Origin of the sequence: Bradyrhizobium sp. Cp5.3, assembly GCF_000426265.1 — a bacterium.
GTDB classification, from domain to species: domain Bacteria; phylum Pseudomonadota; class Alphaproteobacteria; order Rhizobiales; family Xanthobacteraceae; genus Bradyrhizobium; species Bradyrhizobium neotropicale.
On the sequence record NZ_AUFA01000001.1, the window covers coordinates 413,383 to 433,665 of the forward strand.

The window sequence follows — 20,283 nt, forward strand, 5'->3', positions numbered from 1 at the left end:
GCGAAGATCTATCGACGCAGCGCATCGAATCGCGCCTTTGCCTCCTTGATTCCCCCGGCCTCAGCCTTGGCGTAGAGATCGCGTGCCTTGGTCGCATCGCCGCGCGTTCCGTACGTTCCCCAGGTGGAGAGGATCCGCGGATCGTAGGTCTCGGCGAGCGCGAAACTTGCCTGGGCACTGCCCATCTCGGCGACGCGTTCCAGCACGATCCGCGCACCACCGATGTCTCCGCGCTCAACCAGCAAGCGTGCCCGCGCGATCAGTCTCGCCTCTTGCGCACCGTCGTTAAGATGGACCTCGGCGTTAGCCGGAGTACGCGCCACCGTGGCCTGGCTCTCGGTTGGTCGCACCGGCGCGCGCGCCGGCGCCTCCGGCGCGGCGCGGCCAGTGGCGCCCGCGGTGACCGCCTGAGGCGCAGCGGACGGCACTTTCGCTGCGTGCGCACCGATGTCGCGGCGCGCCAATGCGAGATCCTTCTCCAGTTGCTCGGTCCTGCCACGCTCCCGCTGCAGCAGGCTACGTTGCTCGGTCGCAGCCTGCTCCGCGGCCTGCTTCATCGCGGCGACTTGCGCACTCGCTTCGGTGGCCTGCGCATCGCGTTCGCGGCTCTTTGTTGCAAGATCACGGGCCAGTTGCTCAGCGCGCTGCCGCTCTCGTTGGAGTGATTGCCGCAATTCAGCGGTATCGCCTGCCTCCGACTTTTTCTGCTGGGCTGCTTCGTCATTGGCCTTGGCCGCCTGCGCCTCGTACGCGTAGATTTTGGTGCGCGCCATCGAGAGATCTTGCGCCAATGCATCGGCTCTCTCGTGCTCCTTCTGCATCGATCGGCGCAGTTCCACGGCGCCGGCTTCCGTCGTCAGCTTCAGCCTGGCGAGTTCGTCGCCTGCCTTCGCCGTCAACGCGGCCTGCGTTTCCACGTCACGACGGGACGCCGCAAGATCCTGCTCCAGTCGCGCAGCTCGCTCGTGCTCCTGCTCCAGCGACTTCTGCAGGTCCGCCGCGCCGCTTTGCGAAGCCTGCTTCAGCTTCGCAGCTTCATCGCTTGCCTCGGTCGCCAGCGCGGCCTGCTTTTCCAGGTCACGACGAGCCGTCGCAAGGTCCTGCTCCAACTGCGCGGCCCGCGCCTGCTCCTGCTCCAGCGACTTCTTCAAGTCCGCCGCGCCGCGCTGCGAAGCCTGCTTCAGCTTCGCAGCTTCATCGCTTGCCTCGGCCGCCAATGCGGCCTGCTTTTCCACGTCACGACGGGCCGTCGCAAGGTCCTGCTCCAACTGCGCGGTCCGCGCCTGCTCCTGCTCCAGCGACTTCTTCAAGTCCGCCGCGCCGCTCTGCGAAGCCTGCTTCAACTTCGCGGCTTCATCGCTTGCCTTGGTCGCCAGCGCGGCTTGCGCTTCCACGTCGCGACGCGACGCCGCAAGGTCCTGCTCCAACTGCGCGGCCCGCGCCTGCTCCTGCTCCAGCGACTTCTGCAGGTCCGCCGCGCCGCCTTGCGGGGCCCGCTTCAGCTTCGCCGCTACATCGCTTGCCTCGGCCGCCAATGCGGCCTGCTTTTCCACGTCGCGACGGGAGGTCGCAAGGTCCTGCTCCAATCGCGCAGCTCGCTCGCGCTCCTGCTCCAGCGACTTCTGCAAATCCGCCGCGCCGCTTTGCGGGGCCTGCTTCAGCTTCGCCGCTTCTTCGTTTGCCTTGACCGCCAGTGCGGCCAGCGTTTCCACATCATGACGAGCCGCCCCAAGATCGCGCTCCAACCGTGCGGCCCGCGCGTGCTCCTGTTCCAGCGACTTCTGCAAGACCTTCTCGACCTGAACCCGCTCCTCGCGCTCCTTCTTCAGCAAGTCCTGCAGCGATTCGAGATCTCGCCGCGTTGTCGCGGGCTCGCTGGCAAGGATCTCCGGCGTTTGCTCTTGTTCTCCGGCCTGACGCGCCTCGCCCGCATCGCCCGGCTTTGCCTGTCCGGGTTGCTGGGAATCGCCCGCGATGCCATTGGACTGCGCGTGCGCGCTGCCTGACCCCGGCGGGTTCGAAACACACATCGCCACGAGGGCGGCGGCAAACCATAGAGGAGCCGCCGGACGCCTCATCGTCCTCGGCGGAAGTGGCACGTGATCCGATTTGACGCGCGAGCCGGCACTTTCACAAGTCGAGTTCCCGTCATCATTGCGAATGACGATGCTCTCATGTCTCGCCGCGTCCACTATCACCTGTCGCATGGTGATATGGCCCATTCTGATGCAGCATCATAGGGCTCAGCGGATCGCGGATTCTATAACTCGCATGGGCGACCCCTGACCTAGCCCTTTCGGGCTAGGCTGCGAGCATCGATCTCAACCGAGATCAGCGCGGCAGCGCATGGCAGCGGCTGCGCTCACGCCGGCCGCTCACCCTTCACCGTCACGCGCGTGCCCGAGCGCGTGTGCGGCCAATAATCCCACATCGCGCGATGCTGGGTGCAGCGGTTGTCCCAGAAGGCGATGGCGTTCTCGGTCCAGCGGAAGCGGCACTGGAACAGCGGGTTTTCGGCGTGCTGGTAGAGATAGGCGAGCATCGCGTCGCTCTCGTCGCGGGGGATGCCGTTGATGTGGCGGGTGAAGCCGCGATTGACGTAGAGCGCCTTCTTGCCCGTGACGGGATGCGTGCGCACCACGGGATGCTCCGCGTGCGGATAGGAAGGACGGTCGGCGACGCCGTAATTGGCATAGAGCCCGCGATAGATCGGCTCTCCGTCATGCAGCGCGGTCAGGCCGTCGAGGTAGGTCTTCATGCGATCCGACAATGCGTCATAGGCCGCGTACATGTTGGCGAACAGCGTGTCGCCGCCCCGCGGCGGGCATTGCCTGATGTAGAGGATCGAGCCCATCGGGGGCTCGAGATCGCAGGACACGTCGGAGTGCCAGCCTTCGCCATTGGCGCGCGGCGAGTTCTTGTCGGCGTAGATCTTCATCAGCGCCGGATCTTCGTCCTCGTGGGGCGCAGCGGGATGGAAATGCAGTTCGCCGAACTTGCGGCCGAAGGCGAGATGCTGCTGCGGCGTGATCTGCTGGTCGCGGAAGAAGATGACGAGGTTCTCCGCGAGCGCGCGATGGATCTCGTCCATCTGCCGGTTGGAGCGCGCATCGTCCGAGACGAGCTTGCCGATGTCGACACCGGTGATTTCGGCCCCGATGATGGGCGTGAGCTTTTCGACGGCGATCGTTTCATACGGTGCGCCGGCGTCGGCCGTGTGGCGATAGCGCGGACCCTGCTTGCCGGCGAGTGAGCTCATGGCGCGTCTCCCGATCGTCTTGATTGGGACATCGTAGCCCGGGCGAAGCGCAGCGCAATCCCGGAACAGTCGTTCCGCCTCGGGCGAGGTCCCCGGATTTCGCTGCGCTCCATCCGGGCTAGAACCGGTCGTCTCACACGGGCCCAACGCGCAAAAAATCGGGGCGGGTTGCGCTCGCGCTGACCCGCCCCGCGACTCCTACCTGTTCGAGCGACGCTTTACTCCGCCGCGGGCGCCGGCACCTTGGCGCCCTGCCCATAGCGCTGGTCGATGTAGTCGATCACCAGCGCCTTGAAGTCGGCGGAGATCGTCGGCCCACGCAGCGTGCGGAACTTCTTGCCGTCGACGAACACCGGCGCGGCCGGCGCTTCACCGGTGCCGGGGAGCGAGATGCCGATATTGGCGTGCTTGGATTCGCCGGGGCCGTTGACGATGCAGCCCATCACCGCGACGTTGAGCTCTTCCACGCCCGGATATTTGGTCTTCCAGGTCGGCATCTCGTCGCGGATGAAATCCTGGATCGAGCGGGCCAGTTCCTGGAACGTGGTCGAGGTGGTGCGGCCGCAGCCCGGGCAGGCCGCAACCAGCGGCACGAAGGTGCGGAAGCCCATGGTCTGCAGCAGTTCCTGGGCAACCTGGACCTCGCGGGTGCGGTCGCCGCCGGGCTCCGGCGTCAGCGAAATGCGGATGGTGTCGCCGATGCCCTGCTGAAGCAGGATGCCGAGCGCCGCGGACGAGGCAACGATGCCCTTCGAGCCCATGCCGGCCTCGGTGAGGCCGAGATGAATCGCGTAGTCGGAACGGCTGGCGAGATCCTGATAAACCGCGATCAGATCCTGCACCGCCGAGACTTTTGCGGAGAGGATGATGCGATCCTTGGGCATGCCAAGCTCCTCGGCGCGCGCGGCCGAGAGCAGCGCCGACTGCACCATGGCCTCGCGCGTCACCGCGCGCACGTCGCGCGGATTGGCGGAGGCCGCGTTCTCGTCCATCAGCTTGGTCAGCAGCTCCTGGTCGAGCGAACCCCAATTGGCGCCGATGCGCACGGGCTTGCTGTTCTTGTTGGCGATCTCGATGATGTCGGCGAACTGCGTATCGCGCTTGTCCTTGAAGCCGACATTGCCGGGATTGATGCGATACTTGGCGAGCGCTTCGGCGCAGGCCGGATAGGCCGCGAGCAGCTTGTGGCCGATATAATGGAAGTCGCCGATCAGCGGCGTGGTGATGCCGCGCTTGAGCAGGCCGTCGCGGATATGCGGAACGGCGGCGGCGGCCTCCTCGCGGTCCACCGTGATGCGGACCATTTCGGAGCCGGCGCGCGCGAGCGCTGCGACCTGGGCGATGGTGCCGTCGATATCGGCGGTGTCGGTGTTGGTCATCGACTGCACGACGATCGGCGCGCCGCCGCCGACGGCGACGTTGCCGACCTTGACCTGGGTGGTCCGGTGCCGTGGCGCGGGGCCCGCGATGTCGGAATCGATGGTGTTTTCGAGCTTGTTCATGGGGTCCAAATATCAGGTTTTGGTGACGTTCAGCAATGCGTCGCGCGGCGCCGCAGCCTGTTGGCTGGGACGGTTAACCAGAAAAAGCCCAGCAATTACAAGGAGGGCGGCCGCCCCGAAAGCCAGGCTCAGGCTGTCATGCATGATGAAATAACTACCCACCACGCCAAACAAAGGCGTGATGAAGGTAAAAGCCGACAATTTGCTGGCCGAATAGGCCTTCACCAGCGCGAACCAAAGCGTGAACGTGGTTCCGACCACCCAGATCGCCTGGAACGCGAGCAGCGCCAGGGACAGCGGCGCCGGCGTGTGGGTGATCGATTCGCCAAACAGCCAGGCCGCCCCACCCAGAATCGGGATCGAGGTCGCGACCTGATAGCTCAGCACCCTCTCGGGCGCCGCAAAGCGGAGCCGCGTTGCCTTGGCGACCAGCGTGGTGGCCGCCCACAGCGCGGCGCCGCCGACGATCATGAGGTCGCCGAGCAGAACCTTGGTATCGACATCCGGCTGCGGCACGCCGATCGCGAGCGCGACACCGGCAAAGCTCACGGCGAGCCCGAGCCATTGCGATCCGCCAAGCCGCTCGCGGAGCACCTGATAGGAACCGAGCGCGACGAAGAACGGCGCGGTGTAGAGAAACACCACCGCACGGGATGCGGAGGTGAAGCGGATACCCTGGTAGATCAGCACGAACTCGACGCCGAACATCAGGCCGGCCACAAGGCCGGGCTTCCACGTTCCGTCGCGCTCGAAGAATTTGACGCCGCGAAGCGTGCCGATGATGAACAGCACCGGCAGCGCGCCGATCGAGCGGATCGTCGCCTGGAGCATCGGCGGAATGTCCGGCAACACCAGCTTCACCGCGATCTGGTTGAACCCCCAGGTCAGGCACAGCATGAGCATCAGGGCGATGGCACCGGCACTGAGAGGGCGCTCGGCGGACGGTGTGGCTGGTGGTGAGGACATGGTTCCCGAAAAGCCGGCTTGGCGCCGTTGTTGTTTTAAGAAGTCTTCTGACAATGGGCGCAGGTGCCCGTGATCTCGACCACGGACAGTTTGGGTGCAAAGCCCGAGGCACGCGCCGCGGAGCTGAGGTCTTGCGCAAAGGACGCTGACGGAATCTCGCCGACGAGGCCGCAGCGCTCGCAGATCAGGAACGCCACCGCCGAGGTCGCGTCATGGTCGTGGGCGGCGCAGGCGAGATAGGCGTTGCGGCTCTCGATCCGGTGCACGAGGCCGTTGGCCATCAGGAAATCGAGAGCGCGATAGACCGTGATTGGCGCCGGCCGCGGCATCGACTTGGCAAGTTCGTCGATGACCTCGTAGGCCCCGAGCGGGCGATGGCTGGAGAGCAGCGCCGCCAGCACCTGCCGCCGGATCGGCGTGAATTTCTGCGCGCGCTGCTCGCAGACCTCCTCGGCATGCGCCAGCGCGTCCGCGGTGCAGCGGCCGTGATCGTGGTCAGGTGCGGGAAAGGCCGGCTTTGCGAGGGTCATCGCCGAGCATTTTAGCATTTTGGTCCGGGAACCCAAAGCGCGGGCCGGCAAACGGCGGTCAGCCATGCTTTTGCGGCGGGACAGCATTCCGCCAATCCGCCATGAAATAATCATAAGCTTGCTTATTATATCCCAAGCTTATTGGAGACAAAGCTTATGAGCCGCGGGTCCGTGGACCAGAACTTCCTTTTCACGCTCGGTGAACTCTACCGCCTGCTGCGCGTCTATGCCGACAAGGAGGCCTCGCGCTTCGGCATCACCCGCGCGCAATGGGCGGTGCTGGCCAAGGTCGAGCGCAGCGAGGGCATGAAGCAGTCGGAGCTCGCCGACCTGCTCGAGATACAGCCGATCACGCTGACGCGCCTGATCGACAAGCTCTGCGACAACGACTGGATCGAACGCCGCAACGACGCCTCGGACCGTCGGGTCAAACGCCTGTATCTCAAGAAAGCGGGGCGGCAACTGCTCGGCCGGATGAGCGGCCTCAAGTCCGAGCTCACGGCGAACGCGCTCGACGGCATCAACCCGGCGGACGCCCACCGTCTCCTCACCCAACTGGAAACAATCAAGGAAAACGTGCGGAACGCGACCCAGAATAGCGGAGCGGAACAAGCGCGTAAGGAGCAGCGCTATGGCTGATCAGGTTCTCAGGTTCCCGCCCGAGCAGAAAATCGACAGCGGCAAGCCCACCAAGAAAGCCGGCACCGAGCCGCGCCGCCGCCTGATGGCCGCCCTGCGGCGCTACCGCCGCTTCCTGCTCATGGTCGTGCTGCCGATCGTCGCCGCCATCGGCGGCATCACCTTCTATCTGAACGGCGGCCGCTATGTCGGCACCGACGACGCCTATGTCGGCGCCCAGAAGGTGCTGGTGACGCCCGACATCTCCGGCAAGATCGAGAAGGTCGTCGTCAAGGAGGGCCAGCTCGTCAAGCAGGGCGACGTGCTGTTCGAAATCGACCCCGTGCCGTTCCGCCTGGCGGTCGACGAGGACAAGGCGCAGCTCGCGCAAGCGCAGACGACCTATGACAATCTCCGCGCCAACATCAAGATCTACGGCGACATGCTCAATCTCGCCCAGCAGGGCGTCGACCTGAAGCAACGCGACGTCGAACGCAAGCAAGCGCTGGTCAAGAACAGCTACGGCTCGCAGCTCGACCTCGACAACGCGGCGAACGCGCTGGTCACGTCCGGCTCCATCGCGCAATATGTCAGGCAGCAGATCTCGACGGCCAAGACACAACTGCTCGGCGATCCCGACCTGCCGCTGGAAAAATTCCCGCCCTATGCGCAGGCGAAGGCCAAGCTCGACAACGCCGAGCGCAATCTCGACCACGCCGTGGTGCGCGCGCCGATGAGCGGCGTGGCGACGCAGGTCGAGCAGATCCAGCTCGGCCGCTTCGTTGCCGCCGGCTCGCCGGTGTTCTCGATCATCGACGTGGCCCATCCCTGGGTCGACGCCAATCCGAAGGAGAGCGACCTCACTTATGTCGCAGTCGGCCAGCCCGTCACGCTCGAGGTCGACGCGTTCCCGAACCACGTCTTCAAGGGCAAGATCGGTTCGCTCGCGCCCGGCACCGGCGCGCAGTTCGCGATCCTGCCGCCGCAGAACGCCACAGGCAATTTCGTCAAGGTGGTGCAGCGCGTGCCGGTCCGCATCTATTTCGACGAGGACGACAAATACGTGAAGAAGCTGAAGGCCGGCATGAGCGTCTATGCCACCATCGACACCGGCCACCAGCGCTCGCTCGCCGGCCTGCTCGGATTGTCTGCCACCGCGAACCAGGACAAGGACTAACCTCATGTCCGGTCCCGCGACCAATCTGATGGTCCCCGGCCTGCGCCGGAACATGGTGACGATCTGCGCCATGACCGCGACCATCATGCAGGCGCTGGACACCACCATCGCCAACGTCGCCCTGCCCTACATGCAGGGCACGCTGTCGGCCTCGCAGGACCAGATCAACTGGGTGCTGACCTCCTACATCGTCGCCGCCGCGATCATGACGGCGCCGGTGGCGTGGATCGCCAACCGCTTCGGCCGCAAGCGCATCTTCATCATCTGCTCGGCCGGCTTCACGATCGCTTCGGTGCTGTGCGGCCTCGCACAGGACATCAACCAGATGGTGCTGTTCCGCCTGCTCCAGGGCGTGTTCGGCGCCGCGCTGGTGCCGCTGTCGCAGTCGGTGATGCTCGACTATTACACACTCCAGGAACGCGCCAAGGCGATGTCGATCTGGGGCATGGGCGTGATGATGGGGCCGATCATGGGCCCCTCGCTCGGCGCCTGGCTGACCGAGACCTATTCCTGGCACTGGGTGTTCTTCGTCAATCTGCCGTTCGGCGCGATCACCGTGCTCGGGCTGATCGTCTTCATGGATGAGACGAAGAAGGACCTGACGCTCAAATTCGACTGGCTCGGATTCACTGCGCTGGCGATCGCGATCGGCTCGCTCCAGCTCGCGCTCGACCGCGGCGAGCAGCTCGGCTGGCTCGAATCCAACGAGATCATCGCCGAATTCATCGTCTCGGCCGTCGCCTTCTACTTCTTCCTCGCGCACTCCTTCACGACGTCGACGCCGTTCATCCGCTTCGCGCTCTTTAAGGATCGCAATTTCGTCACCGGCTGCATCTTCATGATCGTGATGGGCCTCGTGCTGTTCTCGACCATGGCGCTGGCCTCGCCCTACCTGCAGAACGTGATCGGCTATCCCATCATCACCGCCGGCCTGTTGCTGGCGAGCCGCGGCTTCGGCACCTTCTTCGCCATGATGCTGGTCGGCCGCATGATGCGCTATTTCGAAGCGCGCACCCTGATCATCTCCGGCCTGACGCTGACCGCGGGCTCGTTGTTCTGGATGACCGGCTGGACCGACCAGACCCAGGTGCCGGAGATCGTCACCGTCAGCATCATCCAGGGATTTGGCTTCGGCCTCGTCTTCGTGCCGCTCTCGACCGTGGCTTTCCTGACGCTGCCGAACAATTTGCGCACCGACGGCACCGCGATGCTGACGCTGCTCCGCAACGTCGCGAGCTCCGTCGGCATTTCCGTCGTGATCGCCGAGCTGACGCAGGGCACGCGAAAGACCTATGCGACCCTGTCCGAGTACATCAACCCGTTCAACCATGCGCTGCAGATGCCGGACGTCAGCCGCATGATCGACCTCTCCACCGACGCCGGCCGCGCCATGGCGGACAGGCTCGTCGGCGTGCAGGCGCAGATCATCGCGTTCGCGCACGACTACCAGCTCGTGATGATCTTCATCCTCTGCACCATCCCGCTCGCGCTGATGATCGGCTCCACCAAGGCCGCCCTGCGCAAGCAGGCCGCGGGGCCGGAACATGCGGTGATGGAGTAGGTTCGACTTCTGGCGTGCCCCGCGCGCAGCGCAGCACGCGGTGACACGCTGCCGAGCCGGGCCCATGCCCTTTATGGCAAGATGGGTCCCGGTTCTGCGGCGCATCGCTGCGCTGTACCGCGCCCGGGACACGAGAGCGCTACAAGAACTCCTCGCAGCCCAGATCATCCACCGCCGAAAACACCCGCTCCAGATTGTTCCACCAGATCACCGGCGGGATGTTGATGCTCCACTGCCAGACCGGTTTGGTGATGTGCCAGAGCACCGACCGGCGATAATCCTGGTCGAGCGCCCCGCGGGTGTAGCCGGTGACGCCGTGCGCGATCAGCGTCTCGTAATAGCGGTTGAGCAGCGGGCGTTCGAGCGCCTGCCGGCGCTCCGGATACCATTGCGTCGCCATCATGTAGGCGAGGTCGCCGGTCGGTACGTTGATGCGCCACTGGTCGAAATCGAAGATGCGCACGACGTCCGCGACGCCGGCGCGCGGCAGCAGGAAATTCCAGATATGAGCGTCGCCATGAGCGATCGAGACGTTGCGGCGCGAATGGTAGCGCTCAAATAGCCGGCCCGACTGCTCGATGAAGCGACGGTAGATGATCCGCCGCTCCTCGCTGAGGCGATCGCCGAGCAGATCGGCGAAGCGATCGTAATGACCAGCGAAGGTCTCCATCAGCCTTCTGCTGTCATCGGTACTCATCCAGGTTCCGACGGTTTCGCCGAGGCTGGCGTGATCCCACCATGCCGCGTGCATACGCCCCAAGGCCGTGACGATCGCCATCGCCTGGCCGCGCGACGGTGGCAGCGGCCATTGGGTCGCGATCACATGGCTGTCGGTGAGGTCCTCGAGCAGGAGATGCCAGGCGAGACTCTCCTCGTCGAACGTCCCGTCGAAACAGCGTGGCACGACCTGTGCCGGCATCTTTGGCGCGAGCTGGGTGTAGAAGGCCACTTCCTGCCGGCCCGCATTCGCCAAGGTCTTTGCGAAATTGGCATGCGGTGTCTTGAGGATCAGGGATTGTGGCGCGCCGTCGGACTCTCCGACATAGCGCAGCCCGAGCCGGATGATGTGCGAGACGATGGTGTCGCGCTGATGCAGCACCTTCACCTCACGGACGGCGCCGCGGTCCAGCGCGCCCGCCTTGCGCAGCGCCGCAGTGAGGTGGCCGGCCTCAGCCGCCGCCGGCAGTTGCGGATTTGTCATGAAAACCACGACGCCCCTGTGCCGTGCCATACTGCACGAACACACCCGGAAGCGCCAGAACGGTCCGCCTTCACTCAGAAGGCGTCCCCGGTTTTACACGTCGAAGAACACCGTCTCGTCGGCCCCCTGCAGACGCAGGTCGAGGCGATAGACCGGCTTGCCGGCCTCGCGCACCGCAGTCAGCGTCACCCGGCGATCGGCGGGGACCAGCGCCAGCACGGGATCGGTGGCGTTGGCGGCCTCGTCGCCGAAATAGATGCGGGTGTAGAGATGCCGCAGCATGCCGCGCGCGAACACCGCCACGAGAATGTGCGGCGCCTGCGGCTTGCCGTCGGGATCCGGCACCACGCCCGGCTTGATGGTCTCGAAGGAGTAATTACCGTCCTTGTCGGTGCCGCAGCGGGCAAAGCCGCGGAAGCTGGCGTTGGGCAGCGCGCGCTTGTCCTGCGGGTCGGCGAACCGCCCTTGCGTGTCCGCCTGCCAGATCTCCAGCATGCAGTCGGGCACGACGACGCCGTCGCCGTCGAACACGCGGCCCTCGATGCGGATGCGATCGCCGGAGACGTCCGGCGTCAGCGTCGAGTTGGTGAACGCGTCGTTCCAGGCGTACTCGCCGTTCGGCGTCAGGCCGTATTTGAAGAACGGACCGACCGTCTGCGATGGCGTGATCCCGTTGGGCTTCACAGAATCCTGCACTTTAGGTGTTCTCCATTGGCGTGGCGTTCTTGCCGCGCAGCACGATGTTGAAGCGGTAGCACAGCGCCCATTCGGGCTGGGTGTTCTCGAGATCGAACGCCGAGACCATTCGCGCGCGCGCCTTCTCGTCCGGCACCGAGTTGAAGATCGGATCGAACGGGAACAGCGGATCGGCCGGAAAATACATCTGCGTCACCAGTCGCGTGACGAAGGAGTGGCCGAACACCGAGAGATGGATGTGCGCCGGCCGCCACGCGTTGTGGTGATTGCCCCAGGGATAGGCGCCGGGCTTGATGGTGACGAAGCGATAATAGCCGGAGGCATCGCTCTGGGTACGGCCGGCGCCGGTGAAGTTCGGATCGAGCGGCGCGGGATGCTGGTCGCGGACATGGACGTAGCGGCCGCAGGCATTGGCCTGCCATATCTCGACCAGCGAATTCGGCACGCCGCGGCCGTCCTCGTCGAGGACATGGCCGTGCACGATGATGCGCTCGCCGAGCGGCTCGCCCGCGTGCTGGCGGGTGAGATCATTGTCGCCCTCACGCACGGTCTCGTGGCCGTAGACAGGGCCGGTGAGCTCCGACAGCGTGTGGCGCATCGGGATCAGGGGCTTGTTCGGCGCGCGCTTGATCGAGCTCTTGTAGTCGGGCGACAGCGGCAGCGGGTGCGCCTTGTTGCTGTCGACGGGGTAGATGAATGTCATGGCCAAACTCCTGGCGCCAAACTCCTGGCGAACTTCCTCCCCGGCCATTTTAGCTCCGGCCGGTCAACGCTTCCGCCAATCATTATAATATATAACTAATCGGGGGAAGCGGGTTTATCGCCCCTCCTGCGCGCCGCACCGGCATGAAGCACTACTTGATCGGCGGACGCGGCAGTATGGCCTCGCCGGCCTCGAGCCGGTAGGTGTGGTCGAGCGAATACCAGGGCGTCGCGACGTCGGGCTCGGTCGGATGCGGCGAATCATGGCGCAGGAACTTGCCGATCAGCGCTTGTGTCACGCCGAACTGCACGTCGCTGTCGATGTGAGGATCGGCGGGGTCATAGACCTGCGAGATCAGCACCTTGAATCCGGGCTTGAAGATCAGGCCATGCAGGTGCGCGGGACGATAGGGGTGCCGGCTCTGCGCCTTCAGGAGGCGGCCGACGACACCGTCGGTCGGAATGGGATAGCCAACCATCATCACCGAGCGGAAGGAGAAGCGTCCATCCTGGTCGGTCGTGAACTTGCCGCGCAGGTTCATGTCCGCCTGCTCGGGATCCTGGTTCTCATAGAGACCGACCGGCGAGGCGTGCCAGATGTCGACCTCTGCGCCAGCGACGGGACGGCCGTCTCTGTCCACGACACGGCCGCTGACGAACAGCGGCGCACCCGGCGTATCGGAACGAACGATCGACCCGCCATTCTCCACCCGCGGCGAGTTCAATCGCCAGAACGGTCCGAGCAGTGACTGATCCGTCTCCGTGTTGCCCTGATCGCCATTGTTCAAGAGGCACACCAGCGAGGAGACGCCGAGCGAACCCGCCATCAGCACGACTTCATTATGCGTGTCGGTCGTGAGCTTGCCGAGCTCGACCAGGATCGCCGCGGCGTCGCGGAATTCCGCCTCGGTCAGGCGGACATCGCGGACGAAGCCGTGCAGGTGCTTGACCAGGGAGATCATGATCTGGCGCAGCCGCGGATCGGACGTCCGCTCCATCACGGCCAATGCCGCGGCCGTGACGTCCTGCTCACGCTCGATGATCATGCGCGGCTCCCGATTACCCCGTCATTCCGGGGCGCAAGTGAAACGACCGAACCCGGAATCTCGAGATCCCGGGTTCAGCCCTCTCGGGCTGCCCCAGGATCACGGGCCGCTACGCGTCCCGTCAATTCAGCTTCTCGATCGCGACCGCGACGCCCTGGCCGACGCCGACGCACATGGTGGCGAGCGCGAGCTTGCCGCCGCGCTTCTCCATGCCGTGCACGGCGGTGAGCGCGAGGCGCGCGCCGCTCATCCCGAGGGGATGGCCGAGCGCGATCGCACCGCCATGCGGATTGACGAAGTCGGCATCGTCCTTGACGCCGAGCTGGCGCAGGCAGGCGATGCCCTGCGAGGCGAAGGCCTCGTTCAGCTCGATCAGGTCAAAGTCACTGATCTTCTTGCCGAGACGCTCCATCAGCTTGCGAGTGGCAGGGACCGGACCGATGCCCATGATGCGCGGCGGCACGCCGGCCGAGGCAAGACCGAGGATGCGGGCGCGCGGCGTCAGACCGTGCTTCTTCACGGCGGCCTCGGAGGCCAGGATCATCGCCGCGGCGCCGTCATTGACGCCGGAGGCGTTGCCGGCCGTCACCGTGCCGGGATTGCGCACGATCGGCTTCAGCTTGGCGAGGCCTTCGAGCGTGGTCTCGGGGCGCGGATGCTCGTCCTTGTCGACCGTGATCGGGCCGGCCTTGCCGCCGGGGATCGTGATCGGCGTGATCTCTTCCGCGAAATAGCCGGCCGCGATCGCGGCACCGGCACGCTGCTGCGAGCGGATTGCGAAGGCGTCCTGGTCGGCGCGCGAGACCTGGAATTCCTCGGCGACGTTCTCGCCGGTCTCCGGCATGGCGTCGACGCCATATTGCGCCTTCAGCAGCGGATTGATGAAGCGCCAGCCGATCGTGGTGTCGAAAATCTCGGCGGAGCGCGAGAAGGCTTCCTGCGCCTTGCCCATTACGAACGGCGCGCGCGTCATCGATTCGACGCCGCCGGCAATGGCGAATTCGATCTCGCCCGAACGGATCGCACGGCCTGCGGCGCCGACCGCATCGAGGCCGGAGGCGCAGAGCCGGTTCAGGGTCTGGCCGGGAACCGAATCCGGCAGGCCCGCGAGCAGGAGCGCCATGCGCGCGACGTTGCGGTTGTCCTCGCCGGCCTGGTTGGCGCAGCCGAAGAAGACTTCGTCGACCTGCGACCAGTCGAGATTGGGGTGCTTGGCCATCAGTGCCTTGATCGGTGCGGCGGCGAGGTCGTCGGCGCGCACCTTGGCGAGCGCGCCGCCGAAACGGCCGATCGGGGTCCGCACGGCATCGCAGATAAAGACATCACGCATCGTTGTTCTCCCTGAATGCCGCGGTTCGGCCAAAATTCTTCAATGACGGCGGAGTTTTAGGAGGGCGCCCGCGGCAGGTCAATTGACGGTTTCGCGGGGCGCGTATTCGACCAAGCGCCATGAAACTCCGCTGTCATTCCGGGGCGCCCGAAGGGCGAGCCCGGAATCCATAACCACTGTTCGGGGCTATGGATTCCGGGCCTGCGCCTGTCGGCGCATCCCGGAATGACGACTGAGAATGTGTCGACCGCGTTCCACAACACGGACAACGTGGAAAACCCGCCTCCCCCGGCCAAACCGATAGGAGGGTGGTGCGAAATTTTGTAGGTTGCGCCGCTTGGAGCACGGTCAGAACCGCACTCCAAGCCTCTTGTTTTTGACGCGTTTTCTTCACGCGAACCGGTGCCCACCTCACTCGAAAACGCTCTGATGACGATCCAACACCCCATCCCCGCGCCAGCCTCCGAAGCCACGCCCGCGCCACAGGCGGAAACTTCTGCGCGCGTGACGCCGATGATGGAGCAGTACCTGGAGATCAAGGCGGCGCATCCGGGCCTGCTGCTGTTCTACCGGATGGGCGATTTCTACGAATTGTTCTTCGAGGATGCCGAGATCGCCTCCAAGACGCTCGGCATCGTGCTGACCAAGCGCGGCAAGCATCAGGGCGCCGATATTCCGATGTGCGGCGTGCCGGTTGAGCGCGCCGAGGATTATCTGCATCGCCTGATCACCGCGGGCCACCGGGTCGCGGTGTGCGAGCAGACCGAAGATCCCGCCGCCGCCAAGGCGCGCGGCAACAAGAGCGTGGTCCGTCGCGGCGTGGTGCGACTGGTCACCCCGGGCACGCTGACCGAGGACACGCTGCTCGATGCACGCGCCAACAATTATCTGCTGGCGATTGCGCGCGCCCGCTCCTCCGCCGGCGGCGACCGCTTCGGGCTCGCCTGGATCGACATCTCCACCGCCGAATTCATGGTGACGGAGTGCAGCGGCGGCGAGCTCGCCGCGACGCTGGCGCGCATCAATCCGAACGAGGCGATCGTCACCGACGCGCTTTATGGCGACAGCGAGCTCGGGCAAACCTTGCGCGAGCTGCCGGCGGTGACGCCGCTGACCCGCGATGTCTTCGACGGCGCCACCGCCGAGAAGCGGCTGTGCGACTACTTTGCAGTCGCCACCATGGACGGGCTGGCGCAGCTCACGCGTCTGGAGGCAACGGCCGCGGCCGCGGCCGTGACCTATGTCGACCGTACCCAGGTCGGCAAGCATCCGCCGCTGTCGCCGCCGGCGCGCGAAGCGTCGGGCGCGACCATGGCGATCGATCCTGCCACCCGCGCCAATCTCGAGCTGACGCGCACGCTCGCGGGCGAGCGCCGCGGCTCGCTGCTCGATGCCATCGACTGCACGGTGACCTCGGCCGGTTCGCGCCTGCTTGCGCAGCGGCTCGCGGCACCGCTGACGGATGCGGCGGGCATCGCGCGTCGGCTCGATGCGGTCAGCGCTTTCGCTACAGATTCAGCCGCGCGCGAGGACATCCGCAGCATCCTGCGCGGTGCGCCCGACATGTCGCGCGCGCTGGCGCGGCTCTCGGTCGGCCGTGGCGGGCCGCGCGACCTTGCAGGCATCCGCGACGGCATCGTGGCCGCCGACCAGGTGCTGGCGCGGCTCTCCGAACTCGACCAGCCGCCACAGGAGATCGCGGCCGTGATGGCGGCGATGCAGCGGCCGTCGCGCGAGCTGGCGGCAGAATTTGCCGTCGCGCTCGCCGAGCAATTGCCGCTGATCAAGCGCGACGGCGGCTTCGTCCGCGAGGGCTACGAGCCCGCGCTCGACGAGGCCCGCAATCTGCGCGACGCCTCGCGGCTCGTGGTGGCCTCGATGCAGGCGCGCTACGCCGACGACACAGGCGTCAAAGGCCTGAAGATCCGCCACAACAACGTGCTCGGCTATTTCGTCGAGGTGACGGTGCAGCACGGCGACAAGCTGATGTCGCCGCCGCTGAATGCCACCTTCATCCACCGCCAGACGCTGGCGGGCCAGGTGCGTTTTACCACTTCAGAGCTCGGCGAGATCGAGGCCAAGATCGCCAATGCCGGCGACCGCGCGCTCGGGCTCGAGCTCGATATCTTCGAGCGGCTCTGTGCCAAGGCGCTGGCGATCAGCGACGATCTGCGCGCCGCCGCGCACGCCTTCGCGCTGCTCGATGTCGCAACGTCGCTGGCCAAACTCGCGGTCGACGACAGCTACGTGCGGCCCGAGGTCGACGGCTCGCTCGGCTTTGCGATCGAGGCCGGCCGCCATCCCGTGGTCGAGCAGGCCTTGAAGCGCAATGGCGAGCCGTTCATTGCCAACGCCTGCGATCTCTCGCCGGCGCCTGGGCAAAAGTCCGGCCAGCTCTGGCTGCTCACCGGTCCCAACATGGCCGGTAAGTCGACCTTCCTGCGCCAGAACGCGCTCATTGCTCTCCTCGCGCAAATTGGCAGCTTCGTGCCGGCCTCGCGCGCGCGGATCGGCATCATCGACCGCTTGTTCTCGCGCGTCGGCGCCGCCGACGATCTCGCCCGCGGCCGCTCCACCTTCATGGTGGAGATGGTCGAGACCGCGGCGATCCTCAACCAGGCCGGCGAACGCTCGCTCGTGATCCTCGACGAGATCGGCCGCGGCACCGCAACCTTCGACGGCCTGTCGATCGCCTGGGCGGCGATCGAGCATCTGCACGAGAGCAACCGCTGCCGCACGCTGTTCGCCACGCACTATCACGAGCTCACCGCGCTCTCGGCCAAGCTGCCGCGGATGTTCAACGCGACGGTGCGGGTGAAGGAATGGCAGGGCAACGTCGTGTTTCTGCACGAGGTGCTGCCGGGCTCGGCCGACCGATCCTACGGCATCCAGGTCGCAAAGCTCGCGGGCCTGCCGCCGGCGGTGATCACGCGCGCGAAATCCGTCTTGGCAAAGCTCGAGGCGCAGGATCGCGGCCAGACCGCGCGCGCCCTCGTCGACGATCTGCCGCTGTTCGCGGTGCCCTCGCGCGCCGCCGCCGAGGACGCACCGCCGAGCGAGGCCGACTTGTTGATGGAAGCGGTGAAAGCGCTGCATCCCGACGAAATGACGCCACGCGAGGCGCTGGATGCGCTCTATGCCTTGAAGGCCAAGCTGCCGAAGCAGTGACAATGCCGTAGGGTGGGTTAGCCGAAGGCGTAACCCACCACCTTTGTCGCCGCTCGAGAAGAGGTGGGTACGCTTGGCGGACTGCGCTTCGCGCAGCCGCAGAGCTAACCCACCCTGCGATCCGGGTGCCCGGCTATGCCCTTGCCGCGATCGCGGCGGCTTCCGCGGCGGCGCGCTGCATGCTGGTCGACATCTCGTTCGTCACCGTGCTCTGCTCCTCGACCGCGGCCGCCGTCGACGTCACATATTCACTGACGCTGTTGATCGCGTGCTTGATCGAGCCGAGTGCGCTGACGACGTCGCCGGAAATGCCATTGAGGCTGCCGATCTCCTGGGCGATCTTGTCGGTCGCCTGCTTGGCCTGGTTGGCGAGGCTCTTCACTTCGGAAGCGACCACTGCAAAGCCGCGGCCGGCCTCGCCCGCGCGCGCCGATTCGATCGTGGCGTTGAGCGCCAGCAGGTTGATCTGCCCGGTGATGCTGTTGATCATCTCGACGATACCGCTCATCGCCTGCGCCGCCTCGGTGAGGCGCTGGGCCTGTGCATCGGCGGCCGCGACCTGCTCCACCGCGCCGAGCGCGGTCTCGCGCGACTTCGTCATGGCTTCGGAGATTTCCCGCACCGAGGCGTTCAGCTCCTCCGAACCGGAGGCAACCGACTCCATCATGCCGCGGACGCGTTCGTTGCCCATGCGGACCAGCACCTGCTTGGTGGTATCGGCCGCGTATTTCACGACCTTGAACGGCTTGCCGTTGAGATCGAGGATGGGATTGTAGGAGGCCTGGATGTAGATCTCCTTGCCACCCTTGCCGATGCGCTTGTATTCGCCCGCCTGGTACTGGCCGCGGTTGAGCGCGGCCCAGAACTCGCGATAGGCCGCGCTGTCGCGTTCAGCCTGCGGCACGAACAGGCTGTGATGCTTGCCCTGGATCTCGCTCAGCGAATAGCCGAGCGCATTGCAGAAGTTCTCGTTGGCGGTGACGATGGTGCCGTCGAGCTTGAACTCGATAACGGCCTGCGCGCGGCTGATGGCGGCGATCTTCGACGCATCCGCCATGCTGCGAATCTTCTTCTCGGTGATATCGGTCGCGATCTTCACGACCTTGACGGGCTTGCCGGCGCCATCAAGCACCGGATTGTAGGACGCCTCGATCCAGACCTCGCGGCCGCCTTTGGCGATCCGCTTGAATTCGCCGGCCTGGGCCTCGCCGCGGTTGAGCTGCGTCCAGAACGCCTTGTACTCGGCGCCATCGCGCTGATCGGCCGGCATGAACATGGCGTGCTTCTTGCCGTTGATCTCCTCGCGGGAATAGCCGAGGGCGCTGAGGAAATTCTGGTTGGCGTCGAGGACCGTGCCGTCCATGGCGAATTCGATCACGGCCTGCGAGCGGCCGATGGCGGCAAGCTGCGCTTCTGAGTCACCGCGGGACTTGCGACCAAACATCAAGGAATCTCCGTTTCAAAATAAGACCGACGGGAAACAGCGTGTCGGAACTGGTGGTCATGACCAGGCGGCAGCGCTGCCGGACTCCAAACAAATCCCGCGAGATCCGAGCGATCGAAAGAACCGTCAAAATGCGTGCTGACGGAATCGGATGCGGGTACGCAGTGTTGATTCGTACGGGAAAAGCTCGAACAAAGTTCTAACAAAAGGGGCGGAAATACCCGTCGCGCCTGTCCGCAATCTCACGACGCCCGAAGCGCCTTGCGCGTCGCACGCCGGCCGTTCCACCAGAGCGTCAGATTCCAGCTGACGCAGGTCGCGAGCGCCAGGCTCAAGCCGATCGCAGAGCCGAACCACACCACGGCCACGTGCATGACCGCGATCGCCATGCCGAATCCGAGCAGCCCCCAGGCGGAATTGGCGAGCACTGCCGCGGTCGGCGGACCGCCGATGCGCGGATGGAGGATCACCATCATGCTGGTGAAGACGATCGGGTAGAGCGCGATGACGCCGGAGACCCGCGGGCCGACCCATCCCGACGTCGAGACCACGATCGCGACCAGGGTCGCAACCAAGGACGCACGAAACGGAATGTCGTACCAGCGGCGCGTGACCAGCGGCATCTTCACATGGCGGTAGCGCGCCAGCAGCGGAATGCAGATACCGAACGCGATCAGATTGACGGCGAGCCCGGCCGCCAGCGTCCAGTCGAACAGACGGATGATCGACGCGAGCACGATCCAGACCGCGACTGCGCTTCCGCAACTCACCAGAAGACTACGCCGCTGCGCCAGCACGACATAAGTGAGCCCGAGAACGATCGTCGCCGCATTGACCGGCAGGCTCGCCAGCGCGCCCTGCGCAATGAAGGCGGCGTCATGGTCGAGCGCGAGGAAGACGTAGGAGGGACCGGCCGAGATCGGCAGGGTCGCCACCAGCGCCCCGATCACCGGCCCCGAACGCTCGGTGATGATCGACGCCGACACGACAAACGCCGCGGCGATCGCCATGCGCAATACGAGGAGGAGGATGAAATGGAACTCGGGGGGCATTTTTTTGCTTCTTACCCTCCCCTGGAGGGGG

The 20,283-nt window shown here is 65.6% G+C and carries 16 protein-coding genes; 4 read left to right on the plus strand and 12 right to left on the minus strand.

Annotation, left to right across the window (positions count from 1 at the left end; all coding sequences use genetic code 11):
• Positions 1-8: 8 nt before the first annotated feature.
• The 5 genes from K289_RS43790 to K289_RS0101940 all read right to left on the minus strand — a co-directional run bounded on the left by K289_RS43790 (position 9) and on the right by K289_RS0101940 (position 6,257).
• Positions 9-2,222: a hypothetical protein gene (locus tag K289_RS43790; protein WP_245283830.1), complete on the minus strand. Its 2,214-nt coding sequence runs from the start codon at positions 2,220-2,222 to the stop codon at positions 9-11.
• A 140-nt stretch (positions 2,223-2,362) separates the two neighbouring features.
• A complete protein-coding gene (locus K289_RS0101925; protein WP_027549909.1) occupies positions 2,363-3,259 on the minus strand; it encodes a TauD/TfdA family dioxygenase in 897 nt (298 codons plus the stop codon).
• 218 nt (positions 3,260-3,477) lie between these two features.
• The gene (gene ispG / locus K289_RS0101930; RefSeq protein ID WP_027549910.1) at positions 3,478-4,761 is read right to left on the minus strand and encodes a flavodoxin-dependent (E)-4-hydroxy-3-methylbut-2-enyl-diphosphate synthase; all 1,284 of its coding nucleotides are present in this window, start codon (positions 4,759-4,761) and stop codon (positions 3,478-3,480) included.
• A gap of 12 nt (positions 4,762-4,773) precedes the next feature.
• On the minus strand, positions 4,774-5,727 hold the full coding sequence (locus tag K289_RS0101935; protein ID WP_027549911.1) for a DMT family transporter: 954 nt from the start codon (positions 5,725-5,727) through the stop codon (positions 4,774-4,776).
• A gap of 35 nt (positions 5,728-5,762) precedes the next feature.
• Entirely contained in the window at positions 5,763-6,257 is a 495-nt protein-coding gene (locus K289_RS0101940; RefSeq protein ID WP_027549912.1) for a Fur family transcriptional regulator, read from the minus strand.
• A gap of 156 nt (positions 6,258-6,413) precedes the next feature.
• Between K289_RS0101940 and K289_RS0101945 the strand changes: the two genes are divergently transcribed.
• From K289_RS0101945 to K289_RS0101955, 3 genes are read left to right on the plus strand one after another with little or no spacing between them, the layout of a single operon-like run.
• A complete protein-coding gene (locus K289_RS0101945; protein ID WP_027549913.1) occupies positions 6,414-6,896 on the plus strand; it encodes a MarR family winged helix-turn-helix transcriptional regulator in 483 nt (160 codons plus the stop codon).
• Positions 6,889-8,052, plus strand: a complete 1,164-nt coding sequence (locus K289_RS0101950; protein WP_027549914.1) for an HlyD family secretion protein — start codon at positions 6,889-6,891, stop codon at positions 8,050-8,052. Before K289_RS0101945 ends, K289_RS0101950 begins: the two co-directional genes overlap by 8 nt.
• Positions 8,053-8,056: 4 nt before the next feature.
• Positions 8,057-9,613, plus strand: a complete 1,557-nt coding sequence (locus tag K289_RS0101955; RefSeq protein ID WP_027549915.1) for an MDR family MFS transporter — start codon at positions 8,057-8,059, stop codon at positions 9,611-9,613.
• A 139-nt stretch (positions 9,614-9,752) separates the two neighbouring features.
• Here the strand turns inward: K289_RS0101955 and K289_RS0101960 are convergent, their stop codons facing one another.
• The 5 genes from K289_RS0101960 to pcaF all read right to left on the minus strand — a co-directional run bounded on the left by K289_RS0101960 (position 9,753) and on the right by pcaF (position 14,588).
• On the minus strand, positions 9,753-10,844 hold the full coding sequence (locus K289_RS0101960; RefSeq protein ID WP_027549916.1) for a phosphotransferase: 1,092 nt from the start codon (positions 10,842-10,844) through the stop codon (positions 9,753-9,755).
• A 63-nt stretch (positions 10,845-10,907) separates the two neighbouring features.
• The gene (pcaG, locus tag K289_RS0101965; RefSeq protein WP_027549917.1) at positions 10,908-11,510 is read right to left on the minus strand and encodes a protocatechuate 3,4-dioxygenase subunit alpha; all 603 of its coding nucleotides are present in this window, start codon (positions 11,508-11,510) and stop codon (positions 10,908-10,910) included.
• Position 11,511: 1 nt separating this feature from the next.
• Entirely contained in the window at positions 11,512-12,213 is a 702-nt protein-coding gene (gene pcaH, locus K289_RS0101970) for a protocatechuate 3,4-dioxygenase subunit beta (protein ID WP_027549918.1), read from the minus strand.
• A gap of 151 nt (positions 12,214-12,364) precedes the next feature.
• The gene (locus K289_RS0101975) at positions 12,365-13,258 is read right to left on the minus strand and encodes a dioxygenase (RefSeq protein WP_027549919.1); all 894 of its coding nucleotides are present in this window, start codon (positions 13,256-13,258) and stop codon (positions 12,365-12,367) included.
• 121 nt (positions 13,259-13,379) lie between these two features.
• On the minus strand, positions 13,380-14,588 hold the full coding sequence (gene pcaF / locus K289_RS0101980; protein ID WP_027549920.1) for a 3-oxoadipyl-CoA thiolase: 1,209 nt from the start codon (positions 14,586-14,588) through the stop codon (positions 13,380-13,382).
• A 429-nt stretch (positions 14,589-15,017) separates the two neighbouring features.
• Between pcaF and mutS the strand changes: the two genes are divergently transcribed.
• Positions 15,018-17,756, plus strand: coding sequence for a DNA mismatch repair protein MutS (gene mutS / locus K289_RS0101985; protein WP_027549921.1), 2,739 nt, complete (start codon positions 15,018-15,020; stop codon positions 17,754-17,756).
• A gap of 133 nt (positions 17,757-17,889) precedes the next feature.
• On the opposite strand, the gene K289_RS0101990 is transcribed toward mutS, so the two are convergent.
• Together K289_RS0101990 and K289_RS0101995 are read right to left on the minus strand one after the other, a co-directional pair.
• On the minus strand, positions 17,890-19,200 hold the full coding sequence (locus tag K289_RS0101990; protein WP_027549922.1) for a PAS domain-containing methyl-accepting chemotaxis protein: 1,311 nt from the start codon (positions 19,198-19,200) through the stop codon (positions 17,890-17,892).
• A 242-nt stretch (positions 19,201-19,442) separates the two neighbouring features.
• Positions 19,443-20,252 carry a hypothetical protein gene (locus tag K289_RS0101995; RefSeq protein WP_027549923.1) on the minus strand — a complete coding sequence of 270 codons (810 nt, stop codon included), beginning with the start codon at positions 20,250-20,252 and terminating at the stop codon, positions 19,443-19,445.
• Positions 20,253-20,283: the final 31 nt, after the last annotated feature.

Excerpts from the sequence above, each read along its gene's own strand:
- K289_RS43790 (WP_245283830.1), bottom strand. The coding sequence starts at position 2,222 with ATGGGCCATATCACCATGCGACAGGTGATAGTGGACGCGGCGAGACAT.
- K289_RS0101925 (WP_027549909.1), bottom strand. The coding sequence starts at position 3,259 with ATGAGCTCACTCGCCGGCAAGCAGGGTCCGCGCTATCGCCACACGGCC.
- ispG (WP_027549910.1), bottom strand. The coding sequence starts at position 4,761 with ATGAACAAGCTCGAAAACACCATCGATTCCGACATCGCGGGCCCCGCG.
- K289_RS0101935 (WP_027549911.1), bottom strand. The coding sequence starts at position 5,727 with ATGTCCTCACCACCAGCCACACCGTCCGCCGAGCGCCCTCTCAGTGCC.
- K289_RS0101940 (WP_027549912.1), bottom strand. The coding sequence starts at position 6,257 with ATGACCCTCGCAAAGCCGGCCTTTCCCGCACCTGACCACGATCACGGC.
- K289_RS0101945 (WP_027549913.1), top strand. The coding sequence starts at position 6,414 with ATGAGCCGCGGGTCCGTGGACCAGAACTTCCTTTTCACGCTCGGTGAA.
- K289_RS0101950 (WP_027549914.1), top strand. The coding sequence starts at position 6,889 with ATGGCTGATCAGGTTCTCAGGTTCCCGCCCGAGCAGAAAATCGACAGC.
- K289_RS0101955 (WP_027549915.1), top strand. The coding sequence starts at position 8,057 with ATGTCCGGTCCCGCGACCAATCTGATGGTCCCCGGCCTGCGCCGGAAC.
- K289_RS0101960 (WP_027549916.1), bottom strand. The coding sequence starts at position 10,844 with ATGGCACGGCACAGGGGCGTCGTGGTTTTCATGACAAATCCGCAACTG.
- pcaH (WP_027549918.1), bottom strand. The coding sequence starts at position 12,213 with ATGACATTCATCTACCCCGTCGACAGCAACAAGGCGCACCCGCTGCCG.
- K289_RS0101975 (WP_027549919.1), bottom strand. The coding sequence starts at position 13,258 with ATGATCATCGAGCGTGAGCAGGACGTCACGGCCGCGGCATTGGCCGTG.
- pcaF (WP_027549920.1), bottom strand. The coding sequence starts at position 14,588 with ATGCGTGATGTCTTTATCTGCGATGCCGTGCGGACCCCGATCGGCCGT.
- mutS (WP_027549921.1), top strand. The coding sequence starts at position 15,018 with ATGACGATCCAACACCCCATCCCCGCGCCAGCCTCCGAAGCCACGCCC.
- K289_RS0101990 (WP_027549922.1), bottom strand. The coding sequence starts at position 19,200 with ATGTTTGGTCGCAAGTCCCGCGGTGACTCAGAAGCGCAGCTTGCCGCC.
- K289_RS0101995 (WP_027549923.1), bottom strand. The coding sequence starts at position 20,252 with ATGCCCCCCGAGTTCCATTTCATCCTCCTCCTCGTATTGCGCATGGCG.